The organism is Mangrovimonas futianensis, from assembly GCF_021245805.1.
Taxonomy (GTDB): Bacteria; Bacteroidota; Bacteroidia; order Flavobacteriales; family Flavobacteriaceae; genus Mangrovimonas; species Mangrovimonas futianensis.
Window position 1 is genome coordinate 331,941 of record NZ_JAJJNF010000005.1, and the last position, 12,878, is coordinate 344,818.

Sequence of the window (12,878 nt, forward strand, 5' to 3'; positions counted from 1 at the left end):
AATGTTTATTGTTCACTGTCCTGTGTTGTATCAAGAGTTGTGCCATCATCAGTTTGATCAACAATATTCTCATTGCCTTCCAATTCTTCCATATCATCTTCATCTTGCTTTACTTTGGCAACGGCTGCAATGGAATCATTATTTTTCAAATTGATCAATTTAACACCTTGAGTTGCACGACCCATGGTACGTAAATCTTTTACTTCCATTCTGATGGCAATACCCGATTTATTGATAATCATTAATCCGTCGGTATCAGATACATTTTTAATGGCCACCAAATTTCCAGTTTTATCTGTAATTGAAATGGTCTTGACCCCTTTTCCTCCACGGTTGGTAATTCGATAAATTTCTTCACCAGTTTCTGGGTCATCAATAAACGTACGCTTTCCATAACCATTTTCAGAAACAACTAAAACGGTTTCTTCCTGTGGATTATTAATGGTAATCATACCAACAACTTCATCTTTATTGCTAGCAAGGGTGATCCCTCGTACTCCAGAAGCATTTCTTCCCATTGGTCTGGTTTTGGCTTCTTCAAAACGAATCGCTTTACCTGATTTTAAGGCAATCATAACTTGGCTTTCTCCAGTTGTTAACTTTGCTTCCAGTAATTCGTCATCCTCTTTAATTGTAATGGCATTGATACCATTCGTTCTCGGTCTGGAGTATTGTTCAAGAGACGTTTTCTTAACCTGACCTTTTTTGGTTGCCATTATGACATAATGACTGTTTATATAATCTTCGTCTTTAAGATCTTGTGTACAGATAAAGGCTTTTACCTTATCATCCTGCTCAATATTGATTAGATTTTGGATGGCTCTACCTTTTGAAGTTCTGCTTCCCTCTGGAATTTCATAAACCCGCATCCAGAAACACTTACCTTTTTGGGTAAAGAATAGCATGTACTGGTGGTTGGTACCAACAAACATATCTTCTAAAAAGTCTTCATTTCTTGTAGTAGATGCTTTCTGACCTACACCACCTCTATTTTGGGTTTTGTATTCAGATAACGGTGTACGCTTAACATAACCAGCATGAGAAATGGTAATAACTACCTTCTCATCAGGAATCATATCTTCAATACTTAAATCGCCACCAGCATATTCAATAACTGAACGGCGCTCATCTCCATATTTATCCTTAACCTCAAGTAATTCTTGTTTAATAATGTCCATTCTTCGATCCTTCTTATCAAGAATGTCCTTTAAATCCTCAATGGTCTTTAAAAGTTCTTCATACTCTGAACGAAGCTTGTCTTGTTCTAGACCAGTTAACTGACGCAAACGCATTTCTACAATAGCCTTTGCTTGAATCTCAGTCAACTTAAAGCGTTCCATTAATTTTTCTCGAGCTTCCTCAGCATTTGAAGACCCTCTAATGATCGCGATGACTTCATCAATGTTATCAGAAGCGATAATTAAACCTTCTAATATGTGGGCACGCTCTTCAGCTTTACGCAATTCGTAAGTGGTTCTTCTTACTACAACCTCATGGCGGTGTTCCACAAAATGAAGAATTAAATCTTTAAGATTTAACAATTCTGGTCTACCATTAACTAAGGCAATGTTGTTAACGCTAAAGGAAGATTGTAAAGCGGTGTATTTATAAAGCTTGTTTAAAACAATATTAGGAATGGCATCACGCTTTAACACATACACTATTCGCATCCCATTTCTGTCGGACTCATCACGAATGGTTGAAATACCATCTAACTTTTTATCATTAACCAAGTCTGCAGTCTTTTTAATCATTTCTGCTTTATTAACTTGGTATGGAATCTCAGTTACAATAATACATTCCCTTCCATTAACTTCCTCTATGTTGGCTTTGGCACGCATAACAATACGTCCACGCCCCGTGTGAAAAGCTTCTTTAACGCCATCATATCCATAAATTGTTCCTCCTGTTGGAAAATCAGGTGCTTTGATGTGAGTCATTAACTCATCAACGTCAATCTCATTATTATCTATATAAGCTACTGTACCATCAACAACTTCAGATAAGTTATGTGGAGGCATGTTGGTTGCCATACCTACAGCAATCCCAGAAGCCCCATTAACTAAAAGACCTGGAATTCTGGTTGGTAAAACAGTTGGCTCTTGTAATGTATCATCAAAATTTAAACGGTGGTCTACAGTATCTTTATCGATATCAGCAAGCATATCCTCTGATATCTTTCTCATTCTTGCCTCTGTATAACGCATCGCCGCTGGACTATCACCATCAACAGACCCAAAGTTTCCCTGTCCATCTACCAACATGTATCGCAGACTCCACTCTTGAGCCATACGTACCATGGTATCATAAACAGAAGTATCTCCATGGGGGTGATATTTACCTAAAACCTCTCCAACAATTCTTGCAGATTTCTTGTATGCTGTATTAGACCTTACTCCTAATTCATGCATACCGAAAAGAACTCTTCGGTGAACGGGCTTAAGACCATCTCTTACATCTGGTAAAGCACGTGACACGATGACCGACATTGAATAATCAATGTAAGCCGATTTCATTTCATCTTCAATGTTAATTGGAATGAGTTTTTCTCCTTCTACCATATATAAATTAATTAGTTAATTTCAAAAGTTTACATTCGTGCTAATATAACCATTATAGTAGTAATAGCAGGTGATTATAAACCCTTTTTTGGTTATTTTTATTAACAATAATATCATAAAATATTTAATAAGTAAAAGGTGAAAAATTTTGATTTTCGGAGGTTTTTTTATCTATTAGCATACACCCCGAAAATTAAGGTATAGTTTTTGTCTTTAATCTTTATGATTTTAGTATTTTTAATGTAGAAAGGATAATTTATGGATGATAATTTTTCCCCAAGAGTAAAAGATGTAATATCATTTAGCAAAGAAGAAGCTCTAAGATTAGGACACGATTTTATTGGTACCGAACACTTGATGCTTGGATTATTGCGAGATGGTAGCGGTAAGGCTATAAACATTTTAAACGCCTTGGATGTCGATTTAAGTCATTTAAGGCGAAAAGTTGAGATTTTAAGTCCGGCCAACCCTAATGTGGCTATTGCATCCAATGAAAAGAAAAACCTGCATTTGACTAGGCAGGCTGAACGCGCTTTGAAAACAACCTTTCTTGAAGCTAAATTGTTTCAAAGCAGTTCCATTAATACAGCACATTTATTATTGTGTATTTTAAGAAATGAAAACGATCCCACTACCAAACTTTTAAATAAGTTAAAAGTGGATTATGATAACGTTAAAGAACAATTCAAGTTTATGATCACAAACGACGAAGAATACATCGAACCTCGCGCCGAGGCATTTGATGACGATGCTCCAGAAGATGACACTTCTAAAGGAGACATCTTTAACACACCTTCAAGTAAATCTAACAAGAAATCCAAAACACCTGTTTTAGATAATTTTGGACGTGATTTAACGGCTCTAGCCGAAGAAGGAAAGCTTGACCCTGTTGTAGGTCGAGAAAAAGAAATAGAACGCGTTTCTCAAATTTTAAGCAGACGTAAGAAAAACAACCCTCTACTTATTGGGGAACCAGGTGTTGGAAAAAGTGCCATTGCCGAAGGATTGGCAAATCGTATTATTAAAAGAAAGGTTTCTAGAATTCTTTTCAATAAACGAGTTGTTACTTTAGATCTGGCAAGTTTGGTAGCAGGTACCAAATATAGAGGACAATTTGAAGAGCGTATGAAAGCCGTTATGAACGAGCTTGAAAAAAATGATGACATTATCTTATTTATTGATGAGATCCATACCATTGTTGGTGCAGGTGGCGCAACGGGAAGTTTAGATGCTTCTAACATGTTTAAACCAGCATTGGCTAGAGGAGAAATTCAATGTGTTGGTGCAACCACTTTAGATGAGTACAGACAATATATTGAAAAAGATGGTGCCCTAGAAAGACGTTTTCAAAAGGTTATCGTTGAACCCACTACTATTGACGAAACCATAGAAATCTTGAATAACATCAAGGAAAAGTATGAAGATCATCACAATGTTATTTATACACCAGAAGCCATAGAAGCCTGTGTCAAATTGACCAGCCGCTATATGACGGACAGATTCCTTCCAGATAAAGCTATCGATGCTTTGGATGAAGCGGGATCGCGTGTTCATATCAAAAACATCGATGTCCCAAAACAGATTTTGGATTTGGAAAAACAGCTGGAAGAGGTTAAAGAATCCAAAACTTCTGTAGTTAAAAAGCAGAAGTATGAAGAAGCTGCCAAATTGCGTGATGATGAAAAACGTTTGGAAAAAGAATTGGCGGTAGCTCAAGAGAAATGGGAAGAAGAAACCAAATTACACAGAGAAACCGTTACTGAAGATAATGTAGCTGATGTCGTTTCTATGATGACTGGTATTCCAGTTAACAGAATTGCACAAACCGAAAGCAATAAACTGGCTCAATTACCAGAAATGATTAAAGGCAAAGTCATTGGTCAAGATGAAGCGGTTGCCAAAGTGGTTAAGGCTATTCAAAGAAATAGAGCAGGATTAAAAGACCCTAATAAACCAATTGGTTCCTTTATTTTCCTTGGTCAAACGGGAGTTGGGAAAACCCAATTGGCAAAAGTATTATCCAGACTTTTATTCGATAGTGAGGATAGCTTGATACGTATTGATATGAGCGAATACATGGAAAAATTTGCCATTTCCAGATTGGTAGGTGCACCTCCAGGATACGTAGGTTATGAAGAAGGAGGCCAATTGACTGAGAAAGTACGACGCAAACCTTACTCTGTGGTATTATTGGATGAGATCGAAAAAGCCCATCCAGATGTATTCAATATGTTGTTGCAAGTTCTTGATGATGGTTATTTAACTGATAGTCTTGGAAGAAAAATTGATTTTAGAAATACTATTATCATTATGACTTCCAATATTGGGTCCAGAAAATTAAAGGATTTTGGAACCGGTGTAGGTTTTGGAACAGCTTCTCAAAAAGCTCAAGAGGATGCCAATGCTAGAAGTGTCATTGAAAATGCTCTAAAGAAAGCGTTTGCTCCTGAATTTTTGAACAGAATTGATGATGTTGTTGTATTTAATGTTCTAGAAAAAGAAGATATTGACAAAATTATCAATATTGAATTAGAGAAGTTATTTGTAAGAATAAAGAATATTGGATATGATCTAGAGTTAACAGATAGCGCCAAAGGATTCATTGCTGACAAAGGCTTTGATAAGCAATATGGAGCCAGACCTTTAAAGCGTGCTATTCAGAAATATGTAGAAGATACATTGGCTGAAGAAATCATTAATTCAAAAATAGAGGAAGGAGATAAAATCATTCTTGACTTAGACAAGAAAACCCAAGATCTAACAGTGACTATTAAAAAAACCAAAGAAAATACCACTGAGTCTTAAAAGCTTCTTAACATTATAAACCAAAAACTCCGCACTTTAGCGGAGTTTTTTAGTTTATAAAAGCGAATTATTTAATTTTAAATATGAGGCTTAAATTGACTTATAGTTTTGGTACTATTACCATCCATGATTTTTTCCTTGTTGGAGAGATGAATGAGGGTGTTTTGGTATCTTACGAATTAAACCAAGTTCTTATTGAAATTGCCTTAAAGTACTTCCCCAATAAACCAGTAATTTATATCTCTAGAAGGAAAAATTCTTATTCTGTAAATCCTAAGGTTTATTTAAAATCCATGCAAATTAAAAATTTGGTAGGAATTGCCATTGTTCTAGAAAACAATACAGTTATTGATAATACAGCTGTTGAAAAACTCTTTATCTCCAAACCATTCGAAATATTCAACAATTTTGAAGAAGCTAAGTTTTGGGCCACGAATCTATACAATGAAAAACTTGCCCTTTTTTAGTTTAGAACAACTCTTCAGAATCAATATCCAAAAATTCCAGGAAACGAATTGAAGCTTCTATATCATGATGCAATTCCCTGTCATTATGTACTACAGGCACTTCTGCTCGATATAAGCTCAAAACTGATTCGATAAACTCTGATGATTTCAAAGGATTTCTAAACATTAAGGCTTGCGATGCATTGAACAATTCAATTGACAAAATACGTTTCAAATTGGCAATCAAAGTAAAAGACTGGGTAGCAGCATTTGCTCCCATACTTACATGATCTTCTTGACCATTACTTGAAACAATACTATCAATACTTGCAGGAGTAGCAAGCTGTTTATTGGCACTAACGATGCTTGCCGCCGTATACTGAGGAATCATAAAACCCGAATTTAAACCAGGGTTCTCAACCAAAAAAGTAGGAAGTTCTCTTAATCCTGAAACCAATTGAAAAGTCCTCCTCTCGGATATATTCCCCAATTCGGCCATTGCTATTTTAAGGAAATCAAATGCCAATGCCAAGGGTTGACCATGAAAGTTTCCTCCGGAAATAATCTTGTCTTCTTGAACAAAAATATTGGGATTATCTGTCACTGAATTGATTTCAGTAATAAACGTTTTGGTTACAAATGCCAGTGTATCTTTTGATGCTCCATGAACTTGTGGCATACATCTAAAAGAATAAGGATCTTGAACGTGTTTCTTTTCTTGACTGATTAACTCACTTCCTTCCAAAAACTCTCTTACTCGCTCAGCTGTTTTCAATTGACCATTGTGAGGTCTAACTAGATGTACCAATTCATCAAACGGCTCAATTCTTCCGTCGAAGGCTTCTAATGAAACACTACCTATTAAATCTGCTAAATAACTGTATTTATGTGCTTCAAACAACAAATGAATTCCATAGGCGCTCATGAACTGGGTACCATTTAAAAGGGCCAAACCTTCCTTGGAATGCAATTCAATGGGTTGCCAATTAAACTTCTCTAAAATTTCAGCCGCATCATGTACTTGACCTTCATAAAATACCTCCCCTTTCCCTATTAACGGCAACGAAAGGTGTGCCAATGGAGCTAAATCACCTGAAGCCCCTAAAGAACCTTGGGTAAATACCAACGGTAATATGTCTTGATTATAGAAGTCTACCAGTCTTTGGACCGTTTCCAACTGCACCCCACTATGTCCATAGCTTAACGATTGTATCTTTAATAACAACATCAATTTAACTACTTGCTTTGGCACTAAATCACCTGTGCCGCAAGCATGGGACATCATCAAGTTTTCTTGTAGTTTTGTCAGATTTTCTTCAGAAATTTTGACATTATAAAGGGACCCAAACCCGGTATTTATTCCATAAATCGGGCTCTTTTGACTTTTCAATTTCTCATCCAAATAATTTCTACAAGTAATGATTTTAGTCTTAGAATCCTCAGAAAGCTCCAATTTGAAATTATTGGAAACAATTTCAAATAACTTTTTAAGTCCTAAATGATCTGAAGAAATTATATGGGTATCTTTCATGATTTGTCAAAATTTTGCGCAAAATTCCGCATTCACTTTAATATTTCCAAACATTTAATTATAAATCCAAAATATTTCTCATTTATTAGTTTTTCTAATTACATTTGACAAAACCCAAAATACGTAATATGAAAAAATTATTTGTTGTAGCCCTTGCCTGTTCTGTTTTGGCATGTAATGAAAAGGAAGAACAACCTAAAGATTATGTGACCTTTTCTGGCCAAATCACTAATATGAATAGTGACTCCATCTTTGTAAGAAGTAGAGATTATTCCAAAACCATTAAGGTGAATGCCGATGGTACTTTTAGTGACACATTGAAAATTAACGAGCCTGGTACTTTTACAGTTGGTGATGGTACTGAAGTAACCAGCGTTTTCTTAAAAAATGGGTATGATATAAAAATGACCATTGATACCAAGATGTTTGACGAAACTGTTAAATATACGGGCGAAGGGTCTGAAAACAGTAATTTCTTGGCCCAAAATAGCTTGAAGCAAGAAGCTCTTTTAGATTTGGATGAGCTTAGTAAACTTGAAGATACGGTTGCTTTAAATGAAAAGTTTGAAAGTCTAAAAACGGAATTCAACAACTTTTATGATGCCGATAAAACCATAGACTCTACCCTAATTGAATCTTCAAAAAAGCAATTAGATCCTATGCTAGGGATGTACAAGTCATTTGTAAAGCAAAAAATAGATTTAAACACCAATTTACCTAAAGGTGCTGATTCTCCTAATTTTGAAGGATTTGAAAATCATGCAGGTGGTAAAACTTCTTTAGCAGATTTAAAAGGAAAGTACACTTATATTGATATTTGGGCAACTTGGTGCGGACCTTGTAAAGCTGAAATTCCTTCACTTAAAGAAGTTGAAGAAAAATATCACGACAAAAACATTCAGTTTGTTAGTATTTCTATTGATGATGATAGAACTCACAAAGATGTAAACGGAAAACCTTCATGGGAAGAGGCAAATGCAGACTGGAAAGAGTTTGTGACTGGTATGGAATTAGGAGGTATTCAATTATTTGCGCCTAATGGATGGCAAACCGAGTTTATCCAAGACTATTACATTACAGGAATTCCAAGATTTATTTTGTTAGATCCAAACGGTAAGGTGGTTTCTGCAGATGCTCCAAGACCTTCTAGTGAAGAGCTTATAAAATTATTTGATGCTGAAGGCATTTAATTTAGCTCAAACAATAAATAAAAAACCACTCAAATGAGTGGTTTTTTTTGTTTCTATTTTTTAAGCTTTTTCTGGTTCTTCTTCAAGTACAGGTTCTTCTGGTTTTGCAAACAAATCCAAATAGGCTGCTCCAATACCTTCAATCACGTGGCTAGCTATCAAAGCTTGATATCCATATTTTTCAACTTGAATATCAGCTGATTTACCATGTAAATAAACTCCGAAAACAGCTGCTGAAATAGGATCATACCCTTGGGATATTAATCCAGTGATCATACCTGTCAATACATCGCCGCTACCTGCTGTTGCCAATCCAGGATTACCAGTTGTATTGACGTACATTCGATCCTTATATACAGTTATGGTGTTGGCGCCTTTGATAACTACAACCACATGATATTTCTTAGAAAACTTTTTGACTTTATTGAGCTTCTCGAAATCATCATTCCAGCTTCCTACTAACCGCTCTAACTCTTTAGGGTGAGGTGTTAAAACGGTTAATTCGGGTAACAATTTTAACAGAGTTTTCTTTTTTGCTAGTAAGTTGAGGCCATCCGCATCAATTACCAATGGAGCTTTGTTTGCTCCCAAAAATGACTCAAAGGCTACTAAGGTATTTTCATGAGTCCCCATTCCCATACCCAATCCTATGACAGTAGGTTCGAAATCAAATTGGATATTTGAAATTTTCCAATCATCCTCATCCGTTAATACCATAGCTTCTGGGAACGTTGATTGCAAAACCTGATAACCTCCATTTGGAATAAAAGCACTTACTAATCCTGCCCCTACAATTAAAGCTGCCTTAGTACTTAGAGTGACTGCACCCATTTTGCCATGACTTCCACCAATAACCAACGCATGACCAAAGTTTCCTTTATGTGAAAACTTATCCCTAGGTTGGTAAACAGAAAGCATTTCATATTTCCCTATGAGTTCTGCTTCGGTTTCTAATTTATAAAGATATTCGGGATCGATTCCAATATCCAAAACCTCCCATTCTTTAGTATACTTCGCTGTTTCAGGTAAAAAGAATACCAATTTTGGAGTTTGGAACGTCAAGGTATAATTGGCCCATACAACGCTATTTTCATCTTTTGGAACTTGATCTGTATATAATCCAGAAGGGATATCAATAGAAAGCGTAAAAGCTCCCGAATTCCTAAAATGCTGAAATAACTTTTGAACCCATTCATCTGCTGGACGATTTAAGCCAATTCCAAAAACGGCATCAACAATGATGTCTTTGACATTAATGCCGGGTAAATCTTTAGAATCGTCCAACAACACAGGCCAATCTTTAGTGGCTTGCTTGATGCGATCATAGTTAATCAAAAAATCCTTTGAACGTTTATCACTATAATTCACCACATACGTATGAACCTGATACCCATGATTGATCAAGTGTCTGGCAAGTACTAAACCGTCACCTCCATTATTCCCTATGCCACAAAAAACATGGATTGGCACTTGTGCTCCTTGCATTCTCAGATGAATCCAATTGAAAATTTGGGTAGCCGCACGCTCCATCAATTCAGTTGAGGAAATCTGCTGTTTTTCAGCGGTTATTCGATCACCTTCATATACTTGTTCTTTGGATAATATTTTCATTTTTTGTTAAAAACTTAATGGGTTTTCTGCTTTTTCCGTAAAAAGCTCGGATTTGTTTTTTTATTAAGGTAAAAATAATACATTTGATAAGTAATGATAGACAAGTTTACAAATAATATCAGCGCAATTACTGCTAATTCAATTAGTGGAACTACTGCTATTTTTGGAACTATTACTACAATTATTACAACCCGTTTGGGTTGTTATTAATTATATTCTCTCCGTCCTATTAGTGTTTTTATAAAACACGGAAATCAAAAGATTTTTATACTTAAATTAAATTACAATGAACGTTTTAAAGTTTGGAGGAACATCTGTAGGTTCTGTTGAAAATATCAATCAAGTCATAAGTATTTTAAAGGAATATTCCGAAGAAAATAAAGTGATAGCAGTTGTCTCAGCCGTAGGAGGCATTACCGATAAATTATTAAAATCTGGCTATTTAGCCCAAATAAAAGACGAATCGTATATTTCTGAATTTGAAGAAATTAAGGATATTCACTTAAATATTTTATCTAATTTAATTCCAAACTGCCCCAAACCAACATTGGAGGCGTTGGAAAAGAAATTGAACCGCTTGAAAAGTCTTTTGGATGGCATCTATTTAATAAATGAATTATCTCCTAAAACCTCTGATAAATTAGTGAGTTTTGGAGAGCTCCTCTCTTCTTTTATTATTGCAGAAGCGATGAAAGAAAGAGGATTGAACGCTGTCAGGAAAAACAGTCAAGAGCTCATAATTACAGATTCTCAATTCACAAAAGCCGAGGTGAAATATGACCTCACGTTCAATAATATAAAAAGTTATTTTAAATCCAACAATCAAAGCATTACCATATTACCAGGTTTTATCTCCAAATCTGAAGCAGGAGAAATTACAACGTTAGGTCGTGGTGGATCTGATTTCACTGCTGCATTGTTAGCTGCTGCCCTAGAAGTGGAACGTTTGGAAATCTGGACAGATGTAAGTGGTATGTTTACAGCCAATCCCAAATTGGTAAAACAAGCTTACCCCATTGAAAAATTATCCTATCAGGAAGCTATGGAACTATCTCACTTTGGAGCCAAGGTGTTATATCCACCAACCGTTCAACCTGTATTGAGCAAAAACATTCCTTTGGTGATAAAAAACACCATGGATCCCAAAGCACTTGGCACATTTATTTCAAATAATTATGGAGCAAACGGACTTACAGTAAGAGGAATCAGTAACATCAATAATATAGCCTTGTTAACCTTGGAAGGAAGTGGCATGGTTGGCATTCCTGGTTTTTCAAAGAGGTTGTTTGAAGCATTGGCAAATCATAAAATCAATATCATTTTTATAACCCAAGCATCGTCAGAGCATTCCATTTGCTTTGGAATTAATGCCTCTGACTCCCAACTAGCTCAGGAAGTGATTGATCAAACCTTTGAATATGAAATATCTCTAAATAAGATCAACCCTATTCTGGTTGAAGAAGATTTGGCTATTGTAGCATTAGTTGGAGACAACATGAAGAATCACCAAGGAATTAGTGGCAAAATGTTCAGTACCTTAGGTCGTAATAATATCAATGTAAGAGCCATTGCCCAAGGAGCATCAGAGAAAAATATTTCTGCCGTAATTGCTGAAAGAGACGTCAAAAAGGCCTTAAATTCTTTGCACGAGGTATTTTTTGAATCCAAAACCAAACAGCTCAATGTATTTATCACTGGCGTTGGTAATGTGGGAGAACGATTGGTTGAACAAATCCATCAACAAAAAAAATACCTTAAGGAAACCCTTAAAATTAATTTGCGCGTCATTGGTTTATCCAATTCTCGTAAAATGATTTTTAATGACGAAGGTATTTCACTCAAAAATTGGAAAGAACAATTAGAAGTCGGAGAGCCTGCTTCACTAGATGGTTTCTTCTTTAAAGCCAAGGCATTCAACCTAAGAAATAGCATTTTTGTTGATGTAACCGCCAATAAAGATGTGGCCAACCTCTATGACGCCTATTTACGAGAAAGTATCGCTGTAGTTGCCTGTAATAAAATTGCATGCTCCAGTAATTTTGCAAACTATGCACAATTAAAATTTTTATCACGAAAATACAACGCACCATTCCTATTTGAAACCAATGTGGGTGCTGGTCTGCCGGTTATTGATACTTTAAATAATTTAATAGCTTCAGGTGATAAAATCACTTCTATCCAAGCTGTTTTGTCTGGTAGTTTAAATTTTGTGTTTAATAATTTCAACAACCAAACCAAGTTTCACGATGTGGTGAAACAAGCCCAAGCAGAAGGCTATACAGAACCCGATCCTAGAATTGATTTAAGCGGTGTTGATGTAGCTCGTAAAATACTTATTTTGGCCAGAGAATCAGGCACCATCATGGAACTTGAAGATATTGAGAATGAATCCTTTTTAACTGAACCTAATTTAAGCAGTGACACAGTAGATGACTTTTATCAAACACTTATAGATGATGAAGCTCATTTCCAAAATCTATATGCTGAAGCTCAAGAAAAAGGCTGTAAATTAAAATATGTAGCCGAGTTTAATGAAGGAAAAGCGAAGGTGGGACTGAAAGAGATTCCTATGGGACATCCTTTTTATAATTTGGAAGGAAAAGACAATATCGTAATGTTCTATACGCAACGTTATGCAGATCAACCTATGATTATTAAAGGGGCTGGCGCTGGTGCTGATGTAACAGCCTCAGGTCTTTTTGCAGATATCATTAGAATAGGAAACGACTAGGAT

7 protein-coding genes are annotated in these 12,878 nt (G+C 35.7%); 4 read left to right on the forward strand and 3 right to left on the reverse strand.

Annotation, left to right across the window (positions count from 1 at the left end; translation table 11 throughout):
- Positions 1-5 precede the first annotated feature (5 nt).
- Positions 6-2,561 carry a DNA gyrase subunit A gene (gene gyrA / locus LOK78_RS10530; protein ID WP_232634869.1) on the reverse strand — a complete coding sequence of 852 codons (2,556 nt, stop codon included), beginning with the start codon at positions 2,559-2,561 and terminating at the stop codon, positions 6-8.
- Between the two features lie 258 nt (positions 2,562-2,819).
- On the opposite strand from gyrA, the gene LOK78_RS10535 reads away from it, so the two are divergent.
- Together LOK78_RS10535 and LOK78_RS10540 are read left to right on the forward strand one after the other, a co-directional pair.
- Positions 2,820-5,366, forward strand: coding sequence for an ATP-dependent Clp protease ATP-binding subunit (locus LOK78_RS10535; RefSeq protein WP_232634870.1), 2,547 nt, complete (start codon positions 2,820-2,822; stop codon positions 5,364-5,366).
- Positions 5,367-5,449: 83 nt separating this feature from the next.
- The gene (locus LOK78_RS10540; protein ID WP_232394754.1) at positions 5,450-5,833 is read left to right on the forward strand and encodes an uS8 family ribosomal protein; all 384 of its coding nucleotides are present in this window, start codon (positions 5,450-5,452) and stop codon (positions 5,831-5,833) included.
- 1 nt (position 5,834) lies between these two features.
- Here LOK78_RS10540 and hutH read toward each other — a convergent pair whose 3' ends face one another.
- A complete protein-coding gene (gene hutH, locus LOK78_RS10545; RefSeq protein ID WP_232634871.1) occupies positions 5,835-7,343 on the reverse strand; it encodes a histidine ammonia-lyase in 1,509 nt (502 codons plus the stop codon).
- A 128-nt stretch (positions 7,344-7,471) separates the two neighbouring features.
- On the opposite strand from hutH, the gene LOK78_RS10550 reads away from it, so the two are divergent.
- Positions 7,472-8,533, forward strand: a complete 1,062-nt coding sequence (locus LOK78_RS10550; RefSeq protein ID WP_232634872.1) for a TlpA family protein disulfide reductase — start codon at positions 7,472-7,474, stop codon at positions 8,531-8,533.
- A gap of 60 nt (positions 8,534-8,593) precedes the next feature.
- Here the strand turns inward: LOK78_RS10550 and LOK78_RS10555 are convergent, their stop codons facing one another.
- Complete coding sequence (locus LOK78_RS10555) at positions 8,594-10,144, reverse strand: NAD(P)H-hydrate dehydratase (RefSeq protein WP_232634873.1); 1,551 nt, start codon at positions 10,142-10,144, stop codon at positions 8,594-8,596.
- Positions 10,145-10,430: 286 nt separating this feature from the next.
- On the opposite strand from LOK78_RS10555, the gene thrA reads away from it, so the two are divergent.
- On the forward strand, positions 10,431-12,875 hold the full coding sequence (thrA, locus tag LOK78_RS10560; protein WP_232634874.1) for a bifunctional aspartate kinase/homoserine dehydrogenase I: 2,445 nt from the start codon (positions 10,431-10,433) through the stop codon (positions 12,873-12,875).
- Positions 12,876-12,878 lie beyond the last annotated feature (3 nt).

Coding starts and splice junctions, on each gene's coding strand:
- gyrA (WP_232634869.1), bottom strand. CDS start 2,561: ATGGTAGAAGGAGAAAAACTCATTCCAATTAACATTGAAGATGAAATG.
- LOK78_RS10535 (WP_232634870.1), top strand. CDS start 2,820: ATGGATGATAATTTTTCCCCAAGAGTAAAAGATGTAATATCATTTAGC.
- LOK78_RS10540 (WP_232394754.1), top strand. CDS start 5,450: ATGAGGCTTAAATTGACTTATAGTTTTGGTACTATTACCATCCATGAT.
- hutH (WP_232634871.1), bottom strand. CDS start 7,343: ATGAAAGATACCCATATAATTTCTTCAGATCATTTAGGACTTAAAAAG.
- LOK78_RS10550 (WP_232634872.1), top strand. CDS start 7,472: ATGAAAAAATTATTTGTTGTAGCCCTTGCCTGTTCTGTTTTGGCATGT.
- LOK78_RS10555 (WP_232634873.1), bottom strand. CDS start 10,144: ATGAAAATATTATCCAAAGAACAAGTATATGAAGGTGATCGAATAACC.
- thrA (WP_232634874.1), top strand. CDS start 10,431: ATGAACGTTTTAAAGTTTGGAGGAACATCTGTAGGTTCTGTTGAAAAT.